Here is a 25,551-nt window from a genome sequence, read left to right on the forward strand (position 1 = left end):
CCCGGGTTGATCCGCGGCAGGGCGTGAGCTGACGGTAAAGGGTGATTATGGCGTTGATTGCCCGGTGCACGAGGGGTCCCGCGGGGCGCTCCCCCTGCCGGAAAAAAGAGTGGTTGTCGGGGATCAGTTCTGCTTCCGCCGGGCTCCGAGGAACCCGAGGGCGGCGAGCGCCCCGGCCGCGGCGAAGGGCGCCATGCCCGCCTTCGCCGTCGGGGCCGCCTCAGCCGCGAGCAAGGCCGAGGCCGAGGCGGTGCTCCCGGCGCCGACCTGGACGCTGGTCGACCAGTCGCTGTACCCGGCGAGGGCCACCATGACCGTATGGGTGCCGGCGGCAACGCCGTCGACGGTCAGCGGGGTGATGCCCTTATAGGCGTTGTCGATGTAGATCTCGGCGCCCGAGGGGGAGGAGGTGACCGCGATGGAGCCGGTCGCGCCCACGGGGGCGGGCTGGAGGGCCGCGCTGACGTAGCTCGTCGTCGCTCCCCTGACGTCGACCGTGGTCGTGTAGTCCTGGTATCCGACCATGCCGATCTTCACGGTGTGGGTCCCGACCCGGACGTTCGATATCGTGAACGGTCCCGGCGAGATAGTCTTCCCCTGGTGGACGCCGTCAAGGTAGACGTCCGCGCCTGCCGGGGAGGAGACGACGTCGATACGCCCGGTGGTCTCGGAGGGGATGGGGGCCATCTGGGCGTTGACGTACCGGGTCACGCCGGCCGCAACAGAGACGGTCGTCTTCCAGTCGTAGTAGCCGTTAAGGTCAAGCTCGATGTTGTGGGCCTTTGCCGAGACGCCGGAGAGCGTCAGGGGGGTGCGGCCCTTGTAGACCCCGTCCATGTAGACGAAGGCGCCGGAGGGGTTTGAGGTGATGCTGACCGATCCATACTGCTGGATGGGCGTCAGGGTGAATTGGAAGTCCGACTGCTTTCCGGCCCTGACCGTAATGGTGGTCCGGTCAGACTGGTAGCCCGAGCGGTCGGCTTCAAGGGAGTAGGTGCCGGGAGCGAGGTCCTTGATCGTGAGCGGCGCCACACCCCGGTAGTTCCCGTTTAAGTAGATCGCCGCACCCGAGGGGTTCGACGTGACGTAGATCGAACCGACGGTCTCGACCGGCTGCAGCGTCACGAAAACGTCCGCGATATCACCCTTCGCGGGTTCTCCGGGCAGTTTTCCCGTGTATGTCTGGTAACCGCTCCGCTCGACCCTGACGGCGCTGTAGGGCGTGCCGGTGGTGTAGACCGGGACATCAAGTATGCCGTTGTACGTGGAGCCCACGTACGTTCCGTCAAAATAGACGTCGGCACCGTCGATGTTGCAGTGGACGCGGTACCATCCCTGGTCTCCTCCGATCGCTGATACGGCCGGAATGCCGGCGCAGAGGAAGAGGAGCGCTATTCCGATAATAAGAGGCTTTGGCATGATCATTCTCCGATTGACGACGATGGTATGTCAGTTTGTTCAGGGATAACTATTTCTATACGATACGTGCGATCTTCGCCGGCCTTCAGCGGAATTGCCGCCTCTCCTCCGTCAGATAAATCCGATCGTCCCCGGGTACCCTGACCGGGGCTGCGCGCCCCCCGGGGCTCCCCGTGCACCGGTTTCGCGGTATCGGGCTCTGCCCGGGCGTAGCCGGTGCCGGCTCCGGATGTTTCCCCCGGGAGGATACGCATACGCTCCTCTCCGGCACCTCCACCCCGCCCGCGCCTCCCCGCAGGTAGATACTCATATGTCGCTCTCCGGCATCCCGCAGGGGGCAATTACCATCTCCTCTCCGGTATCCCCACCCTCCCGCGCCTCCCCGCAGGTAGATACTCATATGCCGCTCTCCGGCATCCCCACCCCCGCCCGCGCCTCCGGCGCTCCTCCCCCCCTGGGTGGGGCGGGGCAGTGCTTGCGATATCCGATGGGAAGCCGTGCCCGGGAGCGGTGGCACCGGTTTTCCAGAGGGGACCGGGAAGGGCAAGCTTGGGCCCGGTTCTTCCCCCGGGATCTCCCCATGGAGTGGACCGTGGGAAGGCCGTGCCCGGGGATGCAAACATAGAGGGGGCAAACTGACACGTCTCCGGGACCCGGCAGCCCGGCCCGGCTCACCACCCTTCGCCGTCAGCTCGCGCAAAGATCCTGTAGCCGCCGGAAACCCCCTCTCCGCGGCCTCCCGCGGGATGAGGCGTGCCCCGGCGCGGCCTCCCGGGGGAAAGTATTGCGAACCGGTGCACCCGTCCACCCTTTTTATCCCGGGAGGCCCCCAGGGATACTGTATGGATATCCATGGGTTCGTCACCGCAATGGAGCAGGTCGCTCCGCCTGAGATGGCCGAAGACTACGATGCCGGGAGGATCGGCCTCATCGTCGAGGGGAAGGAAGAGATCGGGACCGTCTGCTGTGCGCTCGACGCCACAGAGCGCGTGGCCGGAGCCGCAGTCCGGGCCGGCGCGGATATGCTGGTCGTCCACCACACGCCCCTCTGGAGCCCGGTCACGGCGGTCACGGGTCCGACGGCGCGCCTGCTCCGGACGCTTCTTGCCGCCGGCATGAACCTGTATGTGATGCACACGAACTTCGACCATGCCGCCGGCGGCGTCAACGACGTCCTCGCGGCCCGGCTCGATCTCTCCGGGACGGAGCGGATGACCGCCGGCGTCGTCGGGAATTGCTCCCTCGCTCCGGAGGAGATCGCCCGCCGCCTCCCGGGCGGGGGGATACGGGTCTACGGGGAGGTGGGCACGATCCGGCGCCTCGCGGTCGTGGGGGGGAGCGGGTTTGACCCCGATCTCCTCCGGGAGGCCGCCGATCTTGGGGCGGAGGCCTTCCTCTCGGCGGAACTGAAACATGCCGTGGCACGGGCATCGCCCCTCCCCTGCCTTGAGGCCACCCACTACGCGCTCGAGGCCCCGGCCATGGAGGCGCTCGCGTCCCGCATGGGGTGGCATTATATCCCTGATCCGCCACACGTAGTGGTAATTCCATGAGCGGCATCTGGCAGAAGATGGAGCGGGACAGGGCGCTGACGCCGGAATTTCGCGCCTGTATCGAGCGGGTCTACGGCGAGCGGGGAAGGAAGGCGCTCGCTGCCGTCGACGCGGGGCAGGTGAAGCGCTACCTGGACTTCTTCGTCGTAGTGGGCCACAGCGACGAGTACATCGTCGAGGAGGACTTCTGCACCTGCAGCGATTTCCTCTTTCGGGGACGCGAATGCTGGCACATTCTTGCGGTGCGCATCGCAGAACGGACGGGCCTCTACGAATCCTACGATCTCTGGTACCAGGACGTCTGGAAGCGGTGAGCGACTTTTTCGCAAACAACTATATCCGTTCCGGTCATACCTGATTGTACTACGTGATTTTCAATGCTCGAAGAAGAATATACGCTCGATTATTTCCGATCTCAAGGATTTGAGCGGAAGGTCTGCAAGAGTTGCGGGGCGGCCTTCTGGACCCGGGACCCCGAGCAGGAGTTCTGCGGCGACGCTCCGTGTGTGACGTATAACTTCATCGGCAATCCGGTCTTCAAACCCCATACCGTTGATGAGATGCGGGAGGCGTTCCTCTCGTTCTTCGAGCGGCACGGGCATACCCGCCTTGAGCGGTACCCCGTCGCCGCCCGGTGGAGGGACGATATCTACCTCACGATCGCGTCCATCGCCGACTTCCAGCCGTTCGTCACGAGCGGCGTCGTCCCGCCGCCGGCGAACCCGCTCACCATCTCCCAGCCCTGCATCCGCTTAAACGATCTCGACTCCGTGGGGAGGTCGGGGCGCCACCTGACGCTCTTTGAGATGATGGCGCACCACGCCTTCAACACTCCTGAAGAGCAGATCTACTGGAAGGACGAGACGGTCGCTCTCTGCGACGAGTTCATCGCGTCCATCGGGGGCGATCTCTCCCGGGTCAGCTACAAGGAGCACCCCTGGTACGGCGGCGGGAACGCCGGAGCCTCCGTCGAGGTGCTCATCGGGGGTCTTGAGGTCGCGACACTGGTCTTCATGAACCTCGGGCGGCAGAAGACCAATCAGCCGCCCGTCGATGTGAACGGGGATCTCTACTACCCGATGCGGCTCAAGATCGTCGATACCGGCTACGGCCTTGAGCGGTTCGTCTGGGCTTCGAAGGGTTCGCCGACGATCTACGATGCGGTCTTCCCGGAGATGGTGAGCCGTCTGATGCGGTCGGCCCACCTCGAAGACCTCCTCGACAACCCGGAGTTCACGAAGATCATGGGGCTCAGCGCCCGGTTCGCCGGGGTGATGGACATCTCCGGGACGAACCTCTACAACCTCCGGAGGAAGGTCGCTGAGGCGATCGACGTGCCCGTCGACCGGCTTGAGCGGATCGTCGTCCCGATCGAGAAGATCTACTCGATCGCCGACCACACCCGCTGCCTCGCCTACATGCTCGGCGACTGTATCGTCCCCTCAAACGTCCGCGAGGGGTATCTCGCCCGGCTGGTGCTGCGCCGGACGCTCCGGATGATGAACGACCTCTCGATGGACGAGGACCTTGCCGACCTCATAGAGGCCCAGATGCAGGTCGTGGGGACCGCGAACTTCGGGCAGGACGTCGACGTGGTCAGGGAGATCGTGGAGAACGAGGAGGCGAGGTACGCGGGCACGCTCGAGCGCGGGACCCGGATCGTCCAGAAGATCGCCCGGAACTACAAGGCGAAGAGTACCCGCGTCCCCCTTGCTGAGGTCATCACCCTTTACGACTCGCACGGCATCCCGCCCGAGATGGTGAAGGAGGTCGCGGCCGCCGAGGGCGCCGTCGTGGAGGTCCCCGACAACTTCTACTCGCTGATCGCCGACATCCATTCGGAGGCGCAGAGGGAGGCGGAGGGAGAGGACCCGCTCGCCCCCTACCGCGAGCGGGCGGGCACCCTCCCCCCGACGAAGAGGCTCTACTACGATCTTCCGTGCGAGGTCGAGTTCGAGGCGATGGTGCTCGACTACTTCGACGGTATGGCGGTGCTGGACCAGACCCTCTTCTACCCGGAGGGGGGCGGTCAGCCGTCCGATACCGGCACCCTGGTGACGTCGGAGAGCATGGTGCGGGTGGAGGAGGCCGTGAAACTCGGGGACGTGATCCTCCACCGGGTCACGGGAGGCCCCCTGAAACGCGGCGACCGGGTGAAGGGGATGGTGGACGAGGAACGGCGGTTGTCGCTGATGCGCCACCATACGGCGACCCACGTCCTTCTGCACGCTGCAAAGAAGGTGCTCGGCGCCCACGTGCACCAGGCGGGCGCCCAGAAGGGGAGCGAGACCTCCCGCCTGGATATCCGGCACTACAAGCATATCACGCCTGAGGAGCTCCGGCGGATCGAGGTCGAGGCGAACCGGATGGTGATGGCGGACCTGCCGGTCTACGTTCGTATCGAGGAGCGGACGAAGGCCGAGCAGAAGTACGGGTTCGGCCTCTACCAGGGCGGGGTCCCGCCGGGCCGGGATATCAGGACGGTGCAGGTCGGCGGCGACGTGCAGGCGTGTGCGGGGACGCACGTCCGGGCGACGGGCGAGATCGGGCCGATCCGGGTCATCGGCATCGAGCATATCCAGGACGGCGTCGAACGGCTGGTCTTTGCGGCCGGGCTCGCTGCGGTGTACGCGATCCAGCGGATGGCGGATATCCTCGGAGCGGCCGCCGACGTGGTGAGCGTCCAGCCCGAGAACCTGCCGGCGACGGTGACGCGCTTCTTCTCGGAATGGAAGGAGCAGAAGAAGGAGATCGAGCGTCTCCAGAAGAGCATGGTGGACCTCCGGATGCAGCACCTTGAGGGCGAGGTGGTGGACGGGGTCAGGGTCGTCGTCGGGCAGGTGGACGCGGCCCCGAAGGAGCTTGTCGCGCTCGCGACGAGCGTCGCTGACGAGGGCGGCGTGGCGCTCTTTGTATCGGCTGACGGGAACGTGAAGGTGGTGGCGACGTCGGGCGTGCCGGCGGTGAACGCTGCCGATATCGTGCGGGAGGTCTGCAGCGTCATCGGCGGGAAGGGCGGCGGCAAGCCGACCCTTGCGCAGGGCGCGGGACCGGACGTCTCCCGGCTCGATCTCGCGCTCAAGCGCGGGCGCAGCCGGATCCTTGAAGCACTCCATGACTGACGGTGTTGTGGTTATCCAGCCGGGCGACGAGCGGGCACAGAAGATCGCCCGGGCAATGGCGAGCCAGACGGCGAACGCGATCATCCAGGCCTTCGGTAGCGGGCCGCTGACGTCGTCGGAGGTTGCCAGAGCGATGGCGATCCCGATCACCACCGCCACCTACCATATCGAGAACCTCTTGAACGCCGGGCTCATCGAGGTCATGGAGACCCGGTGGAGCGAGAAGGGGCGTGAGGTGAAGGTCTATGGCCTCGCAAACCAGGTCCTCATCATCGCGCCGCCGGAAAGCGACCTCCGCTCGGTGCTGAGGAAGTACGCGACGCTGTTCGGCGTCGTCGCTCTCGCGAGCCTCGGGCTCTGGGGGATCCTCCCGATGGTGCTGCCGGCCCCGCAGGGCGGCATGCCGCCGGAGCCGAAGGTTGCCGGGGGCGGGGGGGAGGAGATCACCGCGTTCAGGGCGCCCCTGAGCGATGCCGCGGGTGCGCCGCCGGTCCACGACCTGGTGATGGGGTTCTTCTTCGGGGCCTGTGCGGTGCTGCTCGCGTTGTTTGCCTACGAGGTCTATTACTGGTGGCGGACTTCGCCGCGGGCGGAAAAAGAGTTGGAGGGGTGAACGAGGGCCGGGAAGAGGGTGACGGGGGACTTTACCGTCGCCCCCTGGCAACTCGGGCTTCCTCTGGTTTTCCGCTCCCGGCTTCAACCTTTGCCCCGCATTTGGGGCACCGTGTCTTCTTTGGGTTGATCTCTGCACCGCAGCTGTAGCACTTCGGCATGGCGTGTCACCACACTATGCCTGATCGGGTTATGATACCATAAGGCTATCCCACGGGCGGGACGGGCTTTCCGGCGGCGGGGCGGAACGCCCGGGGGCGGGGGGAAATGCTCCGGGCGGGGCTCTCCTTTGCCGTACCGACCGGCCGGGTATTTATGGGGTGCGCGGGGATAGCCGGCCGGGGCGGTGTAGCGAACCTGAGGGGCCGGGGTGAACAAGAAGGCAGGGCGGCTCCCCGGCCTGCAATAAGAGATCCTATAAAGCTACTTCACCTATGGTATCGTACGATGTCCTCGCCCGAAGCCGTCCCCCGACTCATCCGGCAGATCTACCAGGTGCGACCGGATCTCAAATTGCCGGAGACGGCCATTCATATGATCCTCTTTGAGGTGAGGGCGGCCCTCCCCGGGGGCAACCCGGAGAGAAGACACCTTCCCTTCTACTGGTACGAACATGGCCCCTATTCAGAGGTCGTCAAGTCCTCGATCGATGCCCTGAAGCGCCGGGGCATCCTCTGTGACGAGGAGACTGAGGCCGGCAAGACCCTCCTCGTGCTGAATGCTCGTTTTGCTGCTGTGGGATGCGTGTGTGAGGATGATACCTCCGCCATCGTCGGGCGCATCGTCAGGGAGATCGACCCCTGCCGCATCGAGACCTTCGTCAACCGTATCTACCGTGACCACGCACCCTATGAGTTCATGCCCCGCTACCGGGTAGACTTCCTCGCCCCATTTAAGGACTGCCTCGCATCACACCCGGAAGGCCGGCGCACGCCGTTTTTCGGTCCTGCAATCGGCCGCCTGGAAGACGCTCTCTACGAGTGTGAGGCCGCGCTCGTGGGAGAACCCCTCTTTGAGGGATTCAACGATGAGTTTTCGGCGTATGTCTCGGGGGCCGGAAAAGCGTTCGATGTTGCCAGAACAGATGAATCGACTGCTTACCCGGTCATGAGAGCGACGTACGCGATTGCCCGGGACATATGGTGCGCCTTTGCCGGAGGGGTACGCATCCTGAAGTGCGGGCACGACGACTATTACGACGGAAGGCTCAGGCAGTGGGGGCAGGAATACCGGGAAACCTTCTCGGCCCTGGTCCCGAAGGTGCATGCATATAACCGGTACGTCCGGGAGTTTGCCCGTTGTATTCCTCCCGTGGAGCCGGACGAACGCACAACGAGGATCCTCTCCTCGTTGATCGAGGGCTACTTGTCCGGCTGATCCCCCCGGCTATGCCTTCCGACCATTTTCTCGACGCAAACATCCTCATCGGCTCTCTGGTCGAGTGGGATGGGCAGCATCACTGTACGTACCGCTACCTGCGGCAGGAGGGGTTCCGGCGGCATACCAGCGAGCGCGTGTATGCTGAGTGTACCGGTGTGCTGGGCCGGTTCAGGAGGACGGTCCTGCAGTATCTGATGTACATGGAGCAGAACATTCCCGGCCACCCTGACCCCCTGACGCTCGACCAGACCGTTGATCGGCTCACCGCCCGGCGGGTGCGAACGCTGGCGAACAAACGGGAACAGGGCGCCCTCCGATCATTTTACCGCCGGAACAGGGAGGATCTCCGGAACGCTATGCTGGGTACGGAAGAGGAGCGGAGGGCGTTTCGGCGGGACGTGATCCGGGCCATCAAAGGAGCGCTTGACTCCCTGGACCAGGATTGCCGGGACGATCCCTCCGCCCCGGTTATCTGCCACACCGGCTATCCCGACGATTACGACGATTGCTTCCCCAAAGAGAAGAGCGCCCTTGCCGGCGCCCTCGGCTACGCGCCGGATACCCTTGTGCTGCTGGACTCGTATTACCTGCTGGCCTCCAGGATCCGGGAGGGGGTCTGTTTCGTCACCACCGATACTACCCATATCCTGAGAAACCGTGACAGGATCGAGGAGATCCTGACGGAGATCACCGTCCGGGATCCCGGGACGTTTCTTGCCGCCGGATGGGGGTGACCGGGGAGGCAGGTATATGCCTCCTGCTTCAGATAGAGTCTTTTGATGATGATCTGGTTCCTCAGGCCAGTCGTGCAGTCAATATCAGCCTGACGCTCAGAAACTGGCTCATTGATTGCTACATTGAGGAATACGAGCGTTCCGGCATTGACTCCCCGGACAGCAGACCTCTGATTGTGCAGGAAGACCCGCAAAAACTCTATATAACGCTGCAGGCAATTCTTCAGTGAGGTGATCAGGGCCGTGTGGTCAGGGGATAAGAACCCAGATGCCGATATCCATACACTTCTCGCTCAGCGGCGCGATGAGATCCTCTCTCTTGCAGAGCGGCGGGGGGAAAAAACATCCGGGTCTTCGGGTCGGTCGCCCAGGGCGAGGCTGGGTCGGATAACGACATCGACTTCCTGATAGAACTCGAACCCGGCCGGAGCCTTCTTGATGTGGGAGGGCTGGCGATGGATCTTTCTGCTCTGCTCGGCCGCCCGGTCGATGTCGTGACCGAGGCAGGACTTCGGGAGCGGATACGCTCACGGGTCGTATGTGAGCGCGGCCCTTCTGAGAGATGACCTTGAGCGGATACTGGATGTCCCGGAGATGATACCTCGTGACCTTGAGGTTCCCTGGAGCCCGCGTTCATGGAGACAGCTTGCGAAACCCTTTATATAGTGACAGGGATAATTCTCCTGCGGAGGGATCGATCTGCCTGATACCCGTGTTCGCTATACGGTTCTTATAGAGCAAAATGAGGACGGAGGATACACCGTAACGGTGCCATCTCTCCCGGGGTGCATCAGTGAGGGGGATACCCGGGAAGAGGCACTGGCACAGATTGAGGAAGCGATCCCGGGGTATATCGAGGTGGCCAAAAAAACTCGGCAAACCCATCCCGGTTGAGATATCCGTGCCTCTGAACACAAGCAATGCCGGAACATGAAGCTCCCGAGAGTCACCGGGGAGAAGGTGATCAGTGCTCTCCGGAAAGCCGGATTTGAAGTAGTCGGCATCCGGGGCAGCCACCACTATCTCTATTGTGCACAACACGATGTTATCGTTACTGTTCCTGTGCATTCCAAAAAGATCCTTGCCCCCAGAACGCTCCAGGCGATTCTCTTCCAGGCCGGGATCACCGTCGACCGAACTCCGGGCACTCCTTTGATACTCTCCACAGGATTTAGCCCGGGGGCTTGCCTGCACCCCTCGAACCCTGAATTGCAATCCGGCAGGGGATTGATGCCATCTCCGCCGGACGCTGCCGGCAAATGAGAGATCCGAGAACGGGATTATGACGATATCGCCCTCACTGATCGTTCCATGCCTCTTCCTCCTCGGGCCGGAGCCAATCCCTCCGGAGGGCGGGCGGCCTTTTACCGCTGGGATCCGGGGAGTCGGATGAGGTTTGAGGTCTCCTCATGTACCCCACCTCATGAGCTCACCAGCAGCGATCGGAGGCGTTCGACCCAGTCGGTCCCGCCGTCTACGAACTGCCGGATATCCTGTTGTTGTTTGTCTCTATCTCCAATGTCCAGGTTCTTCCGCGTCGAGGATCGCACTTCCTCTTCCAGGGACCCCGGTATAAAGAATACCCTGTGTTTCTTCGGATCCTTGGTTGTGTGGAGGCAGCCGTCATGCTGGAGGAGGATATCCTTTCTCAGGGTATCCAGAGCAGTTCTCCTGAAGAGCCTGAGGGTTCTCCCCTCATCGGAATCCAGGACGACAAACATGTTCCAGTCGGTCTCCATATCGTATAACTCGCAAAAGGTGTCTATGCACCTCTTTTTCCCATCTTCGTCTTTGATCAGGTATTTGAGCCCCGAGTCGCGGTAAAACTTTTTGATGATCCAGAGCTCGCCGTCCCGGGGAGCGTCCCTGATCTCCTCTTTTGTTGCATGTTTCAGTGGGCGATCGTCCAGCAGATTTTTGATAAAGAGACAGTCGTGCTGCCCTTCGCAGAGGATAATCAATTTTCTGGAGGGATCGGGCATCACACACCCCTCAGGTCGAGTTTCAGTTCGGTTAGTATCTTTCTCCCCCGCTCAACGGAGAACTCCTTTTTTGTGATGGAATCTCCCGCCCTCTGCAGCCGGGCTATCCGGACGGATCGTGCGTCCTCATCAGTTCTGGGGTACTCCAGTATCTCCCGAATCAGGTCATAACTGTGGGACGTTATGAAGACCTGGACGTTCAGTTTTTCCGAGTATTCGAATAGTGTCCTGACAAAAACCTCCAGGTATTGAGGGTGGAGGTGATTCTCCGGCTCCTCGATGAGCAGGATCCCGCCCTTCGCCCTGAGGAGGTAGTGAAGGATGCTCAAGAGCGAGATAAAGCCGTCGCCGTGCATGTGATAAGGCACCTTCTCGTATTCCTCTACAGAGCCTGCTTTCCTGTCGTATATGACGTAATCCTTTGTTAATCTCTGCAAATTCTCAACCAGTGCGTTTTCTTTGATGAAATTCTCAATTTTTATCAGTTCTGCCTCGTCGGAGGTGAAATCCAGATCGCTGATCTTTCGGGAGTGGGATACGTACTGGACATTGGCGCCGGATCCGGTCTGCGCCGGAGGGAACCCGCCGGGTGGGATGATCTCATAGAAGCGGTATCTCAGCCGTGCCTTTTCGATCTTTGAACTCTTCTCGGATATAATTCTCGCATAATTGTCCACAAACTCATTGAGATCGAACTGTGTCTCATTTGGGTACGGGTAAAAGAATACCCCGGTTTTTGAGACCACGGTAACGAAATCGAACCTGGACAGGTAGTAATTGATGATATCCTGTTTCCTGTCTTCCGGGACGTTTGTATAGAATTTATCCAGCTCCTGGCTCAACCTGGTCAGAACATCGTCCCGCATGTTGTCGCGGATAGAGGCAAGATCCCTGAAGATGTATGTTTGATCGGCGTTTACCTCAAGTATGGCGGCGTTTTTTCCACTTTTGATAAGGTGCCGGCTCCCTCTGTGAAACGGGTGACTCATTTGAAGATCGTCTAAGTTACCGTTCACTGCAATGTCTATCGCTCGCAGGACCGAACTCTTGCCGGTATTGTTTCTCCCCACAAAAACATTGATCCGTTCCGGGGAGTATTCCAGCTCCTCAAACGGGCCGAAATCCCGTATCGCCAACCGGGAGAGGTGCCTCATCATCCCACGTCCAGTACCCCTGTTTATCGTTAATCAATTTTGTCCTTTCGGTTCGCCCTGAACCCATCTGTACGCCTTTCTGCCGGGGAAGGCGTCCCTCCGCTTCCGGCCCGGCGCCGGCGACTCTTCATCCCCGCTCTATCCGGGGGCGGCGGGGAGCGGCCGCCTCCGCTGTCGGACGGGATCGAAAGGCCGGGGCACAGGGGGGACCATGGAGCATTTCACCTTCACCTGCGGGCGCAAGAAGGGATCGTCAGCCGCACACGTGAGACGATAGGAATAATCAGGTGAAATGGTGCAATCACCCCGCGACCTCCCTGCAACCCCAACCCGGGAGCTGCCCGGGGGGGTCTCGCCCGCTCCCGGATTACCCTCACCTGCCGCACCCCGGGCTTATATGCCGGGACCGGCCTTACTATCCCGGGCCTTTCAACCCTGGCTCGCCGGGTCGAACTTTATCGCCCGGTCGTACACGATCTCTTCGTAGGACGGCCCGGTCTTTGTAGCATTCTCCAGGTAGATCCTCCATAGGATGAGGAGCGGTTGATCCAGATCGATGCCGTGGCCGCCCGCACCGTAGGGAACCTCGAAGCAACGCGGATCGCCATCGCAGTTCCTGGCGATCTTATAGACATACAGGTATTTCGCATCGGGATTGTCCGGGAGGTACTCCTCGGCGGTCCCATTGAAGTCCAGGTCTGTGATCGATCCGACGCCGTTCCATACATCCGCTCCGTATACGGCGAAGCTCGAGTACGTCGCCTTTCCCGTGGCGACATGGTTGACCCCGTAGACGATGATGAACTCATCCGTATCGTTGCCCAGAGTGACTGCCGGATCTCGCAGGAAACCGTAGTACTGCGAGGTGTTAAAGAAAGGAGGCGTCGCTGAAGAGACGGTCTGGTTTGCACTCCACAGATAAGCTGCATCGTTGGTAGGGCCTACGGCATCGATGCCTCTCTGGATGGCGTCGATTCCTGCCGGGAATCCTGCACTCGCCGGAAGCTCTCTGGCTTTCAATCCGCTGTACCTGGTGAGGATCGCATTCCTGAGGTCTTCGAGATCGTCCGTCAGGTCAAGTTCGGTCATCCCCGTTCCGCGGACCCGCAACTTCGGATAACCATACGGATCGAGCTGTGTGGCATTTTCGGGAGTTACACGGAGTACGGTCGCGGGCGTATTGTCGATGTAGTTGTCGCCGGCCTGCTGGTCCGTGAAGAGTGCCGGGCGGAGGTGTATGGCAAATGTGTCGGAATCGTTCTCCAGGCCCAGGTTCAGTATCGATGCGGGAAACACCTGGGTGTTCATCGCGTCGTCTGAATATCCTGCCGACCGGGCAGCGGCGCGGATGCGCTGGTCGATGCCCCTGTCGGCCGTGGCGACTATCACCGTGGTCTGGTTGTACGGGTTTCCGGGCGTTCCGTTGGGCGTCCCTTCCGTCCTGATCACCAGGTTGTTCAGGGCGTCGGCGATGTTGGCAAAGAGCCAGCGGGTCTCGTTTCCATACGCCCTGCTCATTATTATGTGGTCGAAACAGAAGTACCTGCACTCCGGCGGCGTCCTTCCTACGAAAACAACGGCTTCATCGGGGCGAAGGTTCCAGAAGGCCGATACGTTTCCGCTCACTCCGGGCGGTCTTTGTACTTGCGAGATCTGGTCGTCTACCGTATGGCCGGGTGCCGGCGGTACAAAAAACGCCAGGTATTTCGTGGCGGGGTTGTTGCCGTATGCAGAAGGCACCAATCCCGCCTCATGCAGTTTGATGAGATCGAGATAGCCCAGCCTGCCTTTCTGCACAATGAATCCATCCTCTTCCAGCGCCTGAACAAAAGCCTCCTCGCCGCCTGTTTCTCCGCCCCTTGCAAGGCAGGGCCCCACAAGCAAGGCCGATACCAACCAGAACACCAGATAACGTTTCACACGCATTCCTCCTTACGACAAAGATACTCTCTTGACCGTGGACTACCCCCCGCTCACGCAGGGGGTTTCCTGCGAGTATCCTGGAATCTCCAGACGAGTTTTTCGCAGATTACCGGCGAACCGCCGGTAGCCCGTCCACAGGGCATTCTGTGAGAGGAACCGCACCGTAATGTCGACCGCGCTGTTTCGGCCGCGATCCAGGGTGTTCCCGCACTCACATGCCATACCGCGTTTCCCGAGCGGCATCTCATGAACCGTTCCACAGATACAACAGGCCCGGGCCGTGTTCATCGACTTTTATCACTCTCTTGCCTGCAAGAGCCGCCTTGTGGGTTAAAAGTCGATGAACCGTGAGAGGTGTCCTGTGTCCTGGGTGGAGCGGTTGAGCCCGGAAGTGGCCTGCCCGGACCGGGGCATCTGCTGGTATGAACCTGCTGGCTGTCGGATGGGTTATGTGCGGTTCTTCAGCATAAAGAAGAGCCGTGAGGGAGAATTCGTGAAACCAAACGTTGGGGCGCCGCTCCCATCCCCCGCTTATGCAGGGGGTCTTTTCGCTCATGCCCCCTTCACCCCGCGAAGATAAAAGGCTTTCGCTACGTATCGGCCCGGGTCCTCTATCAGCAATCTATTTAACTGCGGGGTGGAATTAGCGGGGGGATCGGGCGGGCCCCGGATTACCGGAACGTTCTTCGTTTCTGTAACAGGCCGGCCTGGTTCCCGGAGCTACCCCGCCCCCTGCATGCCGACACGGGAGCGGGACACCCCTTCACCTATCCCTCGCTCCGGCAAACGCGACGTCCTTTCGCCAGGACCTGGTTTCACCCCTCTTGCAGCACCCGCCCCGGGGGACGGGGGGCCCGGCACTTCGCTCATTCTGACGCCCGCCATTGAGCATTGCGGTCCCGCACGACAGCACCCGGGCACCGGACTTCGCGGCAACGCGAGAGGCTCTGCCGGTATCCACACCAATGAACGCACGGGAAGCCGCGAAAGGATGTCGAGGGGTTGATCTCCGGGGAGACCGCTTCAAACATGTCGGCGGAGTTCGTCCGGCAGGGTCCGGCGTTCCCGCCCATCACGCCTTCGGCCGGCCGTGAACCGCACCTGACGGTGCTCCCGGCAGCCGCGCACGCGGATACATCCGGGGCCGCATCGGCCCCGGGTTACCCCCACCTGCCGCACCCCGGGCGCGCCACCGGGGGCGGCAGGCCTTTCTTTCCCGGAAAAGCCCGTCCGGGCCCTAGTCTTCTTTTCACCAACCTTGTTATGGTATGAAAGGATCTTTCACGCAGGCGCGGGAGGCGATATTAAATAGTTCTGGAAAGGAACGGTGCGATAGTATTAAATATCATGACAAAGGATGTAGTCTCGTTCACTTGAAGCCCCAGCGGGGGTTTGAGAACACGAGGTTGTATGAGTATGATGAAATTCAGAGAGAATGAAGACGCAGTATCACCGGTGATCGGGGTCATCCTCATGGTCGCGATCACGGTGATCCTCGCCGCGGTGATCGCGGCGTTTGTGTTTGGGATGAGCTCGGATATGCCAGATACCACGAAGAATGTGGCCATCGGTGTAAAAGGGGCGGCGGACGGCCACATGACGATCACAGTACAGGGTGGTACAGACCTGCCGCGGTTAACGTATCTGAAGATTACAGTCGGTGACAGCAGTGGAAATGATTACTACCCTAATCTCCCGGAGAAATTAGGCGCATGAGGTCGAGTGCCTCTAGTATTGTCCTCTGTTTCTTGGTCATCTCCGTCATCATCACCCGGCCATCCGCCAGGGTGACCTTTCTCCACTTCTCCAGTTCAAGCAGCACTCCCTCCACCGAGTACTTCTTCGCGAGTCCCGACTCTTTCATCACTCCCAGCAGGCGCGACCGCAGGATCAAACTGAGAAACGCAATGAAGAGGTAGCCTCGGGTCGTAGCAGTGCTGTGCGTCCTTAAGGGAAGAGTCTCCAGTTCGCTCTTCAGCCCCTTGAACTCTTTCTCGATACAATCCCGTTCTCGATACCGGGAAAGGCATGTCATCCATCCACATCACCCGAATAGAACAGCATGTATTTCCCCATCCGGTTCGTCCGCTGAGTAACTGCATTCTGCCGGATGGTCACCTCGATCCGGTTTTCCACCTGATTCCAGTCAAAGAAATTCTTGAGTTTACCGGCCTTCTCGGAAAACACATGATATGCACTCTGATTTTCTTCAGCCTCACGTTCAAGAGTGCCTCACGGATATCATGCAGACGGCTGGTGAGTGCCTCTCTCTCTTCCTGCTCACGTTTGGGGTCGTAATACAGATACCCTTCAACAGGTGGTCACCAAGGGCAAACACTACCGGTTTGGCGTAGATTGTTTGTCCGTGGAACTTCTGGAGATACACAACCTGATCGATATCCCGTTGCTCCTCAGTCAGCAACTCCTTTGAGTTCTTTCAGACTGAATTTTGCGGCGATGATGAATGAGATCTGCCGGTCAAGCATCTCGCGCAGGTTATTCTGACTGAAGAACCCGCGATCCATGATGGCGGTACAGTCCGAGATCCCATACGCCTCAAAGCCGGGTGAGGGTTCCGGTAGGGTAGTGACATCGGTGATGCTACCAGGATAGATATCATACATCACTGGTATGCCGAGGTCTTTGTCCATGATCAGGGAGAGGTTGATCTGGGGGGAGTGTCAGAGCATCCCGGCTATACCCATACTCAAGGAGTTGTATCAACGAGGAGTAACTGGAGAGACTGGTGATGTCGTACACCAGAGTTCGTTGTGTGTTGTTCTCAGCAAGGAGCCGGCCCATCAGAGCATCCGGGATGTTACTCGTGCCGATCTTTTCCAGGGCTCACTGATTCGCTGACCGGAGAGGGAGATCGCCGGACCATCAAGAGCAAGGGTGGTTCCTGCATGCCAGGCGTCAATATGGTTCATTGCCAGAGGCCGGATGAGGGCGATTGAAGGTCAATGCGGTGACCATGGCAACTTCGGTCTCTGATAGGAGTTCATTGAGGCTGATCGAGGTGCAGATCCTGCAGGTTCTGCTGAAGAAGGAAAGATCGAACCGTAATCAAACGATGAACGAACAACCGCCACTTCCGGTTTCCGGATCATGGCAATGACCTCATCTGGGGCAGATCGCATCCGGACAGGTTCCCCATCGACATTCCGGCCAAGATACCGGGAGGTGTGCCGGGTCTGTTTGGAGACCGGATCGTAATAGGGGGTCTCCTCATACCAGTATTCGATCCCGTTGATCCGTTTGATTCGCCGTGTTGGCTTCATAATGCGCCTATATCATTATAGGCGCACTAAATATATAGATCTTCCGGTAAAGTAGAAGGGGAGACAATTAAATCAGAGAATGCCCGAGGAAAGGCGGTAGATGAATAGACATACGCCTAAAGAGTTCGGGAGTTAAGGTTACTACACAAAAGATGGCACTAGCCGCAGCATTGCTTCAGGTACTGCATCTTTGTCAAAAGCAGGAGCCTTCACTGTTGGTTCTGTGTGGACATCTGGGAAGGTGCTGACACCCGGTGAATCCAAGCACGTCATAGTCGTAGGAGTCTTCAACGATGGTACCACACAGATACTAACTGACACCTACCTCTAACCTCCTTTTTATGGATATATCAAAGCCAGTTCTGTTAGTTTTCTTCTTGTGCTCGGTCCTTGCCATAACTGTGGGATACTCTTCTATCCACCTCACCGACGAATGGATCTCCGCCGACCAGTTGAACCACCTCGTCACCGGCGACGACCTCCTCTTCGGCTACACCCCCTACGGCGCCTCCGACTACGCCGCCTCCCACCACGACACCCTCTGCTACACCCTCGCCCTCCCGGTCGCCTCGCTTCCCGCCTATTACCTCTTCTCGCTCTTCGGCGATGACTTCCGCTTCGCCGTGGTCGTCCTCTGGTCCGCCCTCCTCCTTGCCCTGCTCCTCATGATCGAGTTCTGGTATCCTCGATACGCACGCTTCCGGGGGTCCCTGGACGTGGGCCGGAATCATATCATGGGGCATTCTCTTCGTCCTCAACGCGGCGCTCTACCGGCCGTTCTGGTTCGTGCGGGGGGTGCATCCCTATGACGTGGGGGTCTACCCCGAGGTCGCGGCGATCGTCTTCACAAACAGCATCGCCTTCGCCCTCCTCGCCGTCGTCGCCTTCCTCATCTTCCGTGAGGTCCTCGGGTCCGACCGCTGGGGGGTCTTCGGGCTCGCCGCGACGGTCTGCTGCTCCTCGTACCTCTTCTGGTCCGGGAACGCAAAGGACCACGCCCTCGTCGCCCTCCTCTTCGCCGTCGCGCTCTACTGCTTCACCCTCTACCTCTCGCGGGAGAACCCGCTCTACCTCTTTGCGTCGTTCGTCGCCGTCGGGTGGACGGCGTTTGCCCGTCCTGAACTCGGCCCGGCGCTCGCCGCCGGGTTCTTCCTCTTCGGGATCGCCGTCGCGGCCGGGAAGGGCCGTCGGGAGACCGGGAAGGCCATCCTCGCCGCCGCCGGGGTCCCGCTCGGCGCCCTCCCGCTCCTCGTGAACAACTGGGGCTCTCCGGCCACCCCTTCGTCCTCCCTGGGTTGCGGGCTACGCCGCGGCCGGGGAAAAGCGCTCCCCTCCGGGTCGGAGAGCCTCTTGAGCACCGTGGCCGGGCACTACACCCCGCCGCCCGGCGACCTCCTCACCGGCCTCTACGGTGCGTTCTTCGACCCGGTCCGCGCCGGCGCCGCCGCGTTCTTCCAGGTCTCGCCGCTCTCGTTCTTCGCCCTCCTCCTCGCCGGGGCGGCCGGCTACGCCCTCCTCCGCCGGAGACCGACCGGGATCACCTCCCGGGACGCCCGGCTCCTCGCCTTCTTCGCCCTCGCCGCCGCCCTCGTGGTCCTCGCCTACGCCCGTTCCCTCCCCGGGATGTCGGCAAGCCCCGGCATCGTCCCCGACATGCGCTACCTCTCCCGGCCTATCTCCCCCTGCTCGTCATCGGGGTCTATGCCTTAAAACACGCCGGCCTCGACGCCGACGGGGTCGGGGAGGCGCTCAAGGTCCTCTTCTGGCTCGCGGTCATCGACCTCCAGGTCATCGCCGGCAACAACCCCGCCGGGCAGGTCGCGTTCATCACAACCCTCACCTGCGTCTTCCTCGCCGGGGCAGTGGTGCTCTACATCGCCGTCCTCGCCCGCCGCGCCTCCTCGCCTACGTGGTCCCGGTGCTGATGCTGTTTTCGCTCGCCTGGCTCGCGGTCGTCGACTTCCGGTTCGCCACCAGCTGCTGGGAGGGCTACCACTTCTGGATACCCGTGGTGGAGTATGTCTGGTACATCCAGTACACGATCTTCCCGCTCTGACGAGGAGAGCGGCCCGACGAAGAACGAGGCGGCGGCGCCCACCGCCATCGCCCGGATGGGGCGGGAGACGTTCACCGCCCGGCAAGCTCCCGGCGGCCCCTCAATGGCTACGTCGACCGGGTGTGGCCTTCCCCCCTCGAATAATGCGAGGGGGGGTGCGGGGAACGACTTCCCCGCAGGGGAAGGAGTTAGAGCACCGCGAGGCTGCGGCGAATTCGTGGCGTTTCAACCCCCACGAAACACCGATCCTCTCAATCTCAGGTGGCAGATGTCGGACACCTCAAAACGGAAGATGTCCGATATGTCCGATAAATGTCCGATAAATGTCCATTATCTATCCGGCCCTGTCATCGTATCAGGCGTTCCAGGGAGGCAACCGGGCTAAAACGTACTTTCTGCCCCTCCTCGCACCGACTGCCTCCAACAAGCCACGATGGACGAGATCGAGAAGATCGCGGTATCGGGTCTTCTCCGATACCCCCGGAGCAATCGATGCATAGTCTACAGCTGTTATAGCGCCGTGCTCCCTGGCAAAGGACATCGCCTGCAGCTGCCGCTCGTTCAGGCCGATGGCCCGCAGAGAACTCTCGGTAAACCGCAGGTCTTTTCGCATGCGCACAATGAACCCGAAGGAATCGCTTTGAAATTCAGGTTCCGGGAGCCCGGCCTCTGCGAGTGCATCCACAATTCGCCCGATGCCGGAACCATACCGTTCGACAAACCCGGCGAGGTAAAATATCTTTGCTATGAGAGGGTTGCGCAGGAACGAGTAGTGCTCGGTCTTGAGCATCTCAATCGTGATTCCCTGGGGCAGAGAGCCCGGGTTGTGGAACCGTATAGCGTCATCATAGATGCGTATCTGGGTCTGGATGTCGGTGTTGAAATAATCCCGGTGGATAAGCGCGTTAAGGAGCGCTTCACGAATTGCCAGTAACGGATAGTCCCAGATCTCCTTGCGCTGAAAGGACTCCTGCATTGCATCCGCCGAAATCTCATATCGGACATCGATGAAACTTTTCACCCGCTCCTCCGCCCTCGTGAATTGCTGGATGAGGTTCCCGGAGAACTCCTCATCGCCGATGATGATATCTCCCCCCTTGAATCGGCCGACCCGGGTGGTGGTGTTGACAAAGAACCGTTGCGGCTCTCTGCCGAAGAGCATAATGGCGGCATTGGTCAATTTGCCATTGACAGTAAGTTCTAAGCGGCGCAGAATCGAGTCCACGGGCTCTTCTTCATCCGCAGTATCAAGCCGGTTCGACCGCTTTGCCAGACGAACGAACATCCTGACCACCCCGGGATCGATATCGTCGATGGAGTAGTCGCCGGTGACCGTATCCCAGGTAATCCCGGATTTGCTGATGAGAAAGTGAACAAGCTCCTGTCCCGCAAGGTCGAATGTGTTGCTTCCGCTACGCCGATAATACCGACCGTCGCACGAGACCGGGACAGGGGAAGGCGAGACCGTGATGCTGATGATCTCTTTTCCTGCGACCGTTTCAGCGACAACGGAGGGGGTGATACTAAGTTTGTTTCGGATCTTGTTGGGCAGTTCTCGCAAGAGCCGCTTCACCTGATGGATGCCGACCGGTCTTCCGGCATCATCGATGCCTATCTTAAGCACCCCGCCGCTTGTATTTGCAAATGCGCAGAGGGCCTTGAGACATTCGTCCTTCCAGGACTCCTTGAATTCAACGTTCTGGCTCTCGATCATGGTGGATACGGTTGACTGTTGATAGTACATCGGCGGTCATTCTCTTATAGACTTCCCGCCGATCAGGGCGAAGCGATTGGGGTTTCCCGGTGATGATACTGCCTGCTCCCTTCGTGCGCGAGTCTGGACGCTCGATCAAGCAGATTCAGAGGGTATGTCTCATACTGGGTATGGGAAATGTAATCCATACACGCCGCCGGTATGTACATCACGGTTCACAGGGCAGGATCTCCCCTCTCCGTAAAACCCCTGATTGGCCACTGTATCGCCACATCTCCTCAAATATCGTCTTTCAAGGTATGTAATGGGCATGTAATCGGCCGTGCGGCGCCCCAGGCTGGTCATCATATCGATGCCAACAGAGGCCTCCCTTCCTCTATAACCCGCCCTCACGGCCTCCTGCGCCCGGGTTGCGGGGTATGCCTCCGCCGCGGGAAAGGCGCCGCAGGGCCTCTGGAGCACCGTGGCCGGGCACTACACCCCCCCGCCCGGCGACCTCCTCACCGGCCTCTACGGCGCGTTCTTCGAGCCGGTCCGGGCCGGCTCCGCCGCGTTCTTCCAGGTCTCCCCGCTCTCGTTCTTCGCCCTCCTCCGCCGGGGATCGACCGGGATCAGCGCCCGGGACGCCCGGCTCCTCGCCTTCTTCGCCCTCGCCGCCGCCCTCGTGGTCCTCGCCTACGCCCGCTCCCTCCCCGGGATGTCGGCAGATCCCGGGTTCGTCCCCGACATGCGCTACCTCTCCCCGGCCTACCTCCCCCTGCTCGTCATCGGGGTCTATGCCTTAAAACACGCCGGCCTCGACGCCGACGGGGTCGGGGAGGCGCTCCGGACGCTCTGCTGGCTCGCGGTCATCGACCTCCCGCTCATCTACGTCGTCCTCCAGGTCGTCGCCGGCAACAACCCCGCCGGGCAGGTCGCGTTCATCACAACCCTCACCTCCGTCTTCCTCGCCGGGGCGGCGGGCTGTATGCCGCCGTCCTCGCCCGCCGCGCCTCCCCCGCTCCTCGCCTACACCGTCCCGGTGCCGATGCTGTTTTCGCTCGCCTGGCTCGCGGTCGTCGACTTCCGGTTCGCCACGAGCTGCTGGGAGGGCTACCACTTCTGGATACCCGTGGTGGAGTACGTCTGGTACATCCAGTATACGATCTTCCCGCTCTGAGGGGGCGGGAGTTGACGTCCGGGTACGGCCCCACCCTCCACGGCCCGGCAGGGTTCGCCGTCCCGGTCGGTGTGCCGCTCATCCTCGCCGTCGCGGGGTATATTCTGAAGACGGAGGAGGATGATGGGCCAGGGTATGCGGAAGCGGATGAAGTGGATAGGGAGGAGATGAAAGAGAGCGAGTGACGCCCCCTTTCCGGGCGCGATCTCTATCCCGTCGCGTCCTTGCCAGTCGTCCCCAACCTCACCCTTTCACCTGCACGTTCCCGATCCCGATGCTGTTTTCGCTCGTCCGGAGCGCAGCCGTTGACTCCCGGTTCACCACGAGCTGCCGGGAGGATACCACTTTCGGATATCCGTGGCAGAGTACATTTTACATACCATCCGTTAGAGCACCAGAGGCGCGGCAAATCAATGTTACCTCAGCCCCCTGCAAAGCATCGACTCCCTCAATATCGGGTAGCAAAATTCGACAAAAACCAAAAATCCATTCAGACGGAGCGGTTCGATATCTTTATCGTGCCGTCGGCGGGATAACCATATATGGTTGGTTCCCGGACTGTTCAGGAACACAAAAGACGACTCGAAAGCGAGTTGCAGGTGTTCGTTGACCGTTGGAGCCGGGATCCATCGATAAAAAAGATCATCCTCTTCGGCTCGGTTGCACGGGGAAACGTCCATCGTGGCAGCGATCTCGATCTCATTATCATCCAGGAGACGGATAAAAAATTCCTGCCGCGTCTGGAGCCGTTTTATCGTGATGCCCGTATCGCCATGGATATCCTGGTATATACCCCGGAAGAGTTCGCGGCCATGCGGGAGGGTGTCTTCCTTAGGAATGCATTGCGGGACGGTGTTGTGATTTATGAAGCAGGAGCCGGAAAAAGAGGGGAGCAGATGGCTAAAACAGGCGGAGCGTGATCTCGATGACGCACAGTTTGCCTTTTCAGGCGAAAGATATAATCTGGTCTGCTTTCTAGCCCAGCAAGCGGCAGAGAAAGCCATCAAGGCGTTTTTATACCTCTCCGGAGAGGAGAGAGTGCTTGGTCATTCCGTCGCGGATCTCCTGAACCGGGCCTCTTCACTCGATAGTGCTTTCGGCACAGTCTGGCGGGCAAGAACTCTTGATCTCTACTATATCCCGACCCGCTACCCGAACGGTATCCCTGGGGGTCTGCCGTATGAGGCATTCGATCGGGAGGAGGGAGAGAAGGCTCTGGCGCTCGCCATCTCCGTTATTGACCTCGTCAAGGAACAATTCACGGATTGACCATTCAGGCGTAGCCGCAGACCTGCGCACGTGTGTGTTGCCCACACCGGTTGTCCGCACCTGTTTGGAGTTGCTATCGGGATAGAGGATCCACACTCTGACTTTTTGCAATTTTGTCCACCGGATACAGCAGTTACCAGACCTGGTCGGCACTGGCCACGGTCCGGCTGGATGACGACCCCGACGATAGGAGCAACGGCCCGCATGTTTACACTTTTGCACCACGTTTGCACCAGAATTCCAGGGAAAGTGCAAATGAATATTCTGCCCGGAATGGCGATAATTCTTCTATCTGAGAGATATATGCAGAGATATGTACTGATCAGAGTACTCATTTACACCATTTACCGGGAACGGAGAGCCTGATTGCAGGGGCGAGATCCTCCTCTCGGTCTCTGTGAAATCCGTGCCGGTGCAAACATACCAACTATTCGCGAGGAGATTCACCCAATCCGTGAACAGCCTGCAGCCAGCAGTTTTTCGAGGTGCAAAGTTGGGTGCAAAGGTGTGTAAACGAGTGTAAATGTGCAAACGAAGGCCCCAGTTAACCCCGAATCCCCAGGTTGCTCCGCGCAAGACCACGTCGCCGTCCCTGCAACCGTTCCTTCCCGCGAAATGAGAAGGGCGCTCACCACCTCCGAGATCCCGCCGTCGGTATCCGCACGCACCATAGGAGGGATAATCTTGGGTCTCTGTATGAAAGGCTGCCCATATCGCAACGACCGGGAAAAATACTTCCCCTCCGGCAATTCTTCCCGCTCTGAGGGGGCGGGAGGATATCACCCTGCCATCACCCCGCGGTGCAAACGGTTACCATCAATGCAATTCGGATCGAATCTAACTCCAGTAGCAGCAAACAACCTGATGGCGTGAATCAGCATTAGATTCATCTTCATTCCCGAGAGAATACTCAGAAAGAAACCAGGAGCATGTAGAGGGGAGACGTGGCAGTCAAAAAGACCGGAGCTCGCCGAGCCCATTCAGGAGCATCTACGATGAACTTCCCGGGGGCGGTGGCATGACCTCCATCCGCATCTTCATCAGCAGCGTGCAGAAGGAGTTTGCAGAAGAGCGGCGGGCACTCTTCGATTACATCAAGAAGGATCCCCTGCTGCGTCGCTTTTACGATGTATTCCTCTTCGAAGACCTGCCGGCTTCCGGCCGCCGGCCGGATGAGGCCTATCTGGCAGAGGTGGACCGCTGTGGCATCTACCTTTGCCTGCTCGGGAATGAGTACGGCCGTGCGGATACCGACGGTCGCTCACCCACCGAACGCGAGTTTGATCGTGCCACTGCCGGAGGCAAGGAACGCCTGGTCTTCGTCAAAGGCAACGATGACTCAGTGCGCGATCAAAAGGTGCTTGCTCTTCTCCGCAAAGTTGACGGCCAGCTCATTCGCCGCCGTTTCGGCAGTGTGCCGGAGTTGACTGCGGAGGTTTATCTCTGTGGGGTTGAAGGGGCAGAGCGGGAAGACCCCCTGCGCAAGCGGGGGTAGTTCACGCCAGCCTTATCGAACACCTGGACCACACCGGCACACTGCGGACCCGCCCATTTGATGCCTCCGCATGTGCCGATGCTACGCTCGATGATATCTCGCAGGAGAAGGTCGGGGAGTTTCTTTCCCGCGCTCAGCAAAGCCGGGGATATGCCCTCAGCCCCAGTACCCGGATACACAAGGCGCTGGCGCACCTGAACCTGCTTGATGGGGGTCTCCCCAACAACGCGGCTGTGCTCCTATTCGGTAAACAGCCTCAGCGTTTCCTCACCAGCTCCGAGGTCAAGTGCCTTCACTTCCACAGCACTGAGGTGAGTAAACCCATCCCCTCCTACCAGATTTACAAGGGCACTATCTTTGAGCTGGTCGATCAGTCGCTTGACTTCGTACTCTCCAAGATTGCCTGCTCTATCGGCACCCGGGCCGAGGGGCCTACGGCACCGGCGACATACGAGGTCCCTCCGGAAGCTGTGAGCGAGGCTATCGCCAATGCTGTTGCACACCGCGACTATGCTTCGAATGCCTCAGTCCAGGTCATGCTCTTTTCCGATCGGTTAGAAGTGTGAAATCCCGGTCAGCTGCCGCCATCTCTTTCGCCCGAGGCGCTCCGTGTCCCGCATCCCTCTATCCCGCGCAACCCTCTCATTGCGGAACCGCTCTTCCTGACTCGCTATATCGAGAAAGCCGGCACCGGAACA

Annotated in this window: 28 protein-coding genes; 20 read left to right on the forward strand and 8 right to left on the reverse strand. The window is 60.2% G+C overall.

What is annotated here, in order from left to right; all coding sequences use genetic code 11:
- Nucleotides 1-123: 123 nt before the first annotated feature.
- On the reverse strand, nt 124-1,419 hold the full coding sequence (locus QZ408_RS13875) for a PEGA domain-containing protein (protein WP_292492408.1): 1,296 nt from the start codon (nt 1,417-1,419) through the stop codon (nt 124-126).
- An 842-nt stretch (nt 1,420-2,261) separates the two neighbouring features.
- Here QZ408_RS13875 and QZ408_RS13880 point away from each other — a divergent pair.
- The 10 genes from QZ408_RS13880 to QZ408_RS13925 all read left to right on the forward strand — a co-directional run bounded on the left by QZ408_RS13880 (nt 2,262) and on the right by QZ408_RS13925 (nt 10,083).
- On the forward strand, nt 2,262-2,972 hold the full coding sequence (locus QZ408_RS13880) for a Nif3-like dinuclear metal center hexameric protein (protein WP_292492410.1): 711 nt from the start codon (nt 2,262-2,264) through the stop codon (nt 2,970-2,972).
- The gene (locus tag QZ408_RS13885; protein WP_292492412.1) at nt 2,969-3,286 is read left to right on the forward strand and encodes an SWIM zinc finger family protein; all 318 of its coding nucleotides are present in this window, start codon (nt 2,969-2,971) and stop codon (nt 3,284-3,286) included. The genes QZ408_RS13880 and QZ408_RS13885 overlap by 4 nt, the downstream gene beginning before the upstream one ends.
- 63 nt (nt 3,287-3,349) lie before the next feature.
- Nucleotides 3,350-6,094: an alanine--tRNA ligase gene (gene alaS / locus QZ408_RS13890; RefSeq protein ID WP_292492414.1), complete on the forward strand. Its 2,745-nt coding sequence runs from the start codon at nt 3,350-3,352 to the stop codon at nt 6,092-6,094.
- Complete coding sequence (locus QZ408_RS13895) at nt 6,087-6,707, forward strand: helix-turn-helix domain-containing protein (protein WP_292492416.1); 621 nt, start codon at nt 6,087-6,089, stop codon at nt 6,705-6,707. The genes alaS and QZ408_RS13895 overlap by 8 nt, the downstream gene beginning before the upstream one ends.
- A 446-nt stretch (nt 6,708-7,153) precedes the next feature.
- Complete coding sequence (locus QZ408_RS13900; protein WP_292492418.1) at nt 7,154-8,083, forward strand: hypothetical protein; 930 nt, start codon at nt 7,154-7,156, stop codon at nt 8,081-8,083.
- A gap of 11 nt (nt 8,084-8,094) precedes the next feature.
- A complete protein-coding gene (locus tag QZ408_RS13905; RefSeq protein WP_292492420.1) occupies nt 8,095-8,820 on the forward strand; it encodes a hypothetical protein in 726 nt (241 codons plus the stop codon).
- The gene (locus QZ408_RS13910; RefSeq protein ID WP_292492421.1) at nt 8,817-9,050 is read left to right on the forward strand and encodes a hypothetical protein; all 234 of its coding nucleotides are present in this window, start codon (nt 8,817-8,819) and stop codon (nt 9,048-9,050) included. The genes QZ408_RS13905 and QZ408_RS13910 overlap by 4 nt, the downstream gene beginning before the upstream one ends.
- Before the next feature lie 114 nt (nt 9,051-9,164).
- A complete protein-coding gene (locus QZ408_RS13915; protein ID WP_365996229.1) occupies nt 9,165-9,386 on the forward strand; it encodes a nucleotidyltransferase family protein in 222 nt (73 codons plus the stop codon).
- Between the two features lie 202 nt (nt 9,387-9,588).
- The gene (locus tag QZ408_RS13920) at nt 9,589-9,714 is read left to right on the forward strand and encodes a type II toxin-antitoxin system HicB family antitoxin (protein ID WP_292492422.1); all 126 of its coding nucleotides are present in this window, start codon (nt 9,589-9,591) and stop codon (nt 9,712-9,714) included.
- A gap of 36 nt (nt 9,715-9,750) precedes the next feature.
- On the forward strand, nt 9,751-10,083 hold the full coding sequence (locus QZ408_RS13925; RefSeq protein WP_292492424.1) for a type II toxin-antitoxin system HicA family toxin: 333 nt from the start codon (nt 9,751-9,753) through the stop codon (nt 10,081-10,083).
- A gap of 158 nt (nt 10,084-10,241) precedes the next feature.
- Here QZ408_RS13925 and QZ408_RS13930 read toward each other — a convergent pair whose 3' ends face one another.
- The 4 genes from QZ408_RS13930 to QZ408_RS13945 form a co-directional block, all read right to left on the reverse strand.
- Nucleotides 10,242-10,802, reverse strand: coding sequence for a hypothetical protein (locus QZ408_RS13930; protein ID WP_292492426.1), 561 nt, complete (start codon nt 10,800-10,802; stop codon nt 10,242-10,244).
- On the reverse strand, nt 10,802-11,959 hold the full coding sequence (locus QZ408_RS13935) for an ATP-binding protein (protein WP_292492427.1): 1,158 nt from the start codon (nt 11,957-11,959) through the stop codon (nt 10,802-10,804). The genes QZ408_RS13930 and QZ408_RS13935 overlap by 1 nt, the downstream gene beginning before the upstream one ends.
- 426 nt (nt 11,960-12,385) lie before the next feature.
- Nucleotides 12,386-13,876 (reverse strand): hypothetical protein, encoded by a 1,491-nt coding sequence (locus QZ408_RS13940; protein ID WP_292492428.1) that lies wholly within the window; start codon nt 13,874-13,876, stop codon nt 12,386-12,388.
- A 247-nt stretch (nt 13,877-14,123) separates the two neighbouring features.
- The gene (locus QZ408_RS13945; RefSeq protein WP_292492429.1) at nt 14,124-14,435 is read right to left on the reverse strand and encodes a hypothetical protein; all 312 of its coding nucleotides are present in this window, start codon (nt 14,433-14,435) and stop codon (nt 14,124-14,126) included.
- An 860-nt stretch (nt 14,436-15,295) separates the two neighbouring features.
- Here QZ408_RS13945 and QZ408_RS13950 point away from each other — a divergent pair.
- A complete protein-coding gene (locus QZ408_RS13950) occupies nt 15,296-15,595 on the forward strand; it encodes a type IV pilin N-terminal domain-containing protein (RefSeq protein ID WP_292492431.1) in 300 nt (99 codons plus the stop codon).
- Here the strand turns inward: QZ408_RS13950 and QZ408_RS13955 are convergent.
- Nucleotides 15,567-15,914: a hypothetical protein gene (locus QZ408_RS13955; RefSeq protein ID WP_292492432.1), complete on the reverse strand. Its 348-nt coding sequence runs from the start codon at nt 15,912-15,914 to the stop codon at nt 15,567-15,569. The two genes, QZ408_RS13950 and QZ408_RS13955, sit on opposite strands and share 29 nt — an antisense overlap.
- 376 nt (nt 15,915-16,290) lie before the next feature.
- Nucleotides 16,291-16,548 carry a transposase gene (locus QZ408_RS13960; protein WP_292492451.1) on the reverse strand — a complete coding sequence of 86 codons (258 nt, stop codon included), beginning with the start codon at nt 16,546-16,548 and terminating at the stop codon, nt 16,291-16,293.
- 1,013 nt (nt 16,549-17,561) lie between these two features.
- On the opposite strand from QZ408_RS13960, the gene QZ408_RS13965 reads away from it, so the two are divergent.
- The 3 genes from QZ408_RS13965 (at nt 17,562) to QZ408_RS13975 (ending at nt 19,216) form a co-directional block, all read left to right on the forward strand.
- Nucleotides 17,562-17,969, forward strand: a complete 408-nt coding sequence (locus QZ408_RS13965; RefSeq protein ID WP_292492433.1) for a hypothetical protein — start codon at nt 17,562-17,564, stop codon at nt 17,967-17,969.
- Complete coding sequence (locus tag QZ408_RS13970) at nt 17,956-18,870, forward strand: glycosyltransferase family 39 protein (RefSeq protein ID WP_292492435.1); 915 nt, start codon at nt 17,956-17,958, stop codon at nt 18,868-18,870. Before QZ408_RS13965 ends, QZ408_RS13970 begins: the two co-directional genes overlap by 14 nt.
- A 214-nt stretch (nt 18,871-19,084) precedes the next feature.
- Nucleotides 19,085-19,216: a hypothetical protein gene (locus QZ408_RS13975; protein WP_292385545.1), complete on the forward strand. Its 132-nt coding sequence runs from the start codon at nt 19,085-19,087 to the stop codon at nt 19,214-19,216.
- Nucleotides 19,217-19,571: 355 nt separating this feature from the next.
- On the opposite strand, the gene QZ408_RS13980 is transcribed toward QZ408_RS13975, so the two are convergent.
- Nucleotides 19,572-20,930 carry an ATP-binding protein gene (locus tag QZ408_RS13980; protein ID WP_292492436.1) on the reverse strand — a complete coding sequence of 453 codons (1,359 nt, stop codon included), beginning with the start codon at nt 20,928-20,930 and terminating at the stop codon, nt 19,572-19,574.
- 463 nt (nt 20,931-21,393) lie between these two features.
- On the opposite strand from QZ408_RS13980, the gene QZ408_RS13985 reads away from it, so the two are divergent.
- From QZ408_RS13985 to QZ408_RS14955, 6 genes are all read left to right on the forward strand, one after another.
- On the forward strand, nt 21,394-22,089 hold the full coding sequence (locus tag QZ408_RS13985) for a hypothetical protein (RefSeq protein ID WP_292492438.1): 696 nt from the start codon (nt 21,394-21,396) through the stop codon (nt 22,087-22,089).
- An 11-nt stretch (nt 22,090-22,100) separates the two neighbouring features.
- On the forward strand, nt 22,101-22,274 hold the full coding sequence (locus tag QZ408_RS13990) for a hypothetical protein (protein ID WP_292492439.1): 174 nt from the start codon (nt 22,101-22,103) through the stop codon (nt 22,272-22,274).
- Between the two features lie 357 nt (nt 22,275-22,631).
- Entirely contained in the window at nt 22,632-23,009 is a 378-nt protein-coding gene (locus QZ408_RS13995) for a nucleotidyltransferase domain-containing protein (protein ID WP_292492441.1), read from the forward strand.
- On the forward strand, nt 22,954-23,358 hold the full coding sequence (locus tag QZ408_RS14000) for a HEPN domain-containing protein (protein ID WP_292492443.1): 405 nt from the start codon (nt 22,954-22,956) through the stop codon (nt 23,356-23,358). Before QZ408_RS13995 ends, QZ408_RS14000 begins: the two co-directional genes overlap by 56 nt.
- Nucleotides 23,359-24,376: 1,018 nt before the next feature.
- Entirely contained in the window at nt 24,377-24,853 is a 477-nt protein-coding gene (locus QZ408_RS14005) for a DUF4062 domain-containing protein (RefSeq protein WP_292492444.1), read from the forward strand.
- 578 nt (nt 24,854-25,431) lie between these two features.
- Nucleotides 25,432-25,551: hypothetical protein (locus QZ408_RS14955; protein WP_365996231.1), on the forward strand; the 120-nt coding region annotated here is incomplete at its 3' end.

Origin of the sequence: Methanoculleus sp. 10, assembly GCF_913757945.1 — an archaeon.
GTDB lineage: Archaea > Halobacteriota > Methanomicrobia > Methanomicrobiales > Methanoculleaceae > Methanoculleus.

Excerpts from the sequence above, each read along its gene's own strand:
- QZ408_RS13875 (WP_292492408.1), bottom strand. The coding sequence starts at position 1,419 with ATGCCAAAGCCTCTTATTATCGGAATAGCGCTCCTCTTCCTCTGCGCC.
- QZ408_RS13880 (WP_292492410.1), top strand. The coding sequence starts at position 2,262 with ATGGATATCCATGGGTTCGTCACCGCAATGGAGCAGGTCGCTCCGCCT.
- QZ408_RS13885 (WP_292492412.1), top strand. The coding sequence starts at position 2,969 with ATGAGCGGCATCTGGCAGAAGATGGAGCGGGACAGGGCGCTGACGCCG.
- alaS (WP_292492414.1), top strand. The coding sequence starts at position 3,350 with ATGCTCGAAGAAGAATATACGCTCGATTATTTCCGATCTCAAGGATTT.
- QZ408_RS13895 (WP_292492416.1), top strand. The coding sequence starts at position 6,087 with ATGACTGACGGTGTTGTGGTTATCCAGCCGGGCGACGAGCGGGCACAG.
- QZ408_RS13900 (WP_292492418.1), top strand. The coding sequence starts at position 7,154 with ATGTCCTCGCCCGAAGCCGTCCCCCGACTCATCCGGCAGATCTACCAG.
- QZ408_RS13905 (WP_292492420.1), top strand. The coding sequence starts at position 8,095 with ATGCCTTCCGACCATTTTCTCGACGCAAACATCCTCATCGGCTCTCTG.
- QZ408_RS13925 (WP_292492424.1), top strand. The coding sequence starts at position 9,751 with ATGAAGCTCCCGAGAGTCACCGGGGAGAAGGTGATCAGTGCTCTCCGG.
- QZ408_RS13930 (WP_292492426.1), bottom strand. The coding sequence starts at position 10,802 with ATGCCCGATCCCTCCAGAAAATTGATTATCCTCTGCGAAGGGCAGCAC.
- QZ408_RS13935 (WP_292492427.1), bottom strand. The coding sequence starts at position 11,959 with ATGATGAGGCACCTCTCCCGGTTGGCGATACGGGATTTCGGCCCGTTT.
- QZ408_RS13945 (WP_292492429.1), bottom strand. The coding sequence starts at position 14,435 with ATGAGCGAAAAGACCCCCTGCATAAGCGGGGGATGGGAGCGGCGCCCC.
- QZ408_RS13950 (WP_292492431.1), top strand. The coding sequence starts at position 15,296 with ATGATGAAATTCAGAGAGAATGAAGACGCAGTATCACCGGTGATCGGG.
- QZ408_RS13955 (WP_292492432.1), bottom strand. The coding sequence starts at position 15,914 with ATGACATGCCTTTCCCGGTATCGAGAACGGGATTGTATCGAGAAAGAG.
- QZ408_RS13975 (WP_292385545.1), top strand. The coding sequence starts at position 19,085 with ATGCTGTTTTCGCTCGCCTGGCTCGCGGTCGTCGACTTCCGGTTCGCC.
- QZ408_RS13980 (WP_292492436.1), bottom strand. The coding sequence starts at position 20,930 with ATGATCGAGAGCCAGAACGTTGAATTCAAGGAGTCCTGGAAGGACGAA.
- QZ408_RS13995 (WP_292492441.1), top strand. The coding sequence starts at position 22,632 with ATGGTTGGTTCCCGGACTGTTCAGGAACACAAAAGACGACTCGAAAGC.
- QZ408_RS14000 (WP_292492443.1), top strand. The coding sequence starts at position 22,954 with ATGAAGCAGGAGCCGGAAAAAGAGGGGAGCAGATGGCTAAAACAGGCG.
- QZ408_RS14005 (WP_292492444.1), top strand. The coding sequence starts at position 24,377 with ATGACCTCCATCCGCATCTTCATCAGCAGCGTGCAGAAGGAGTTTGCA.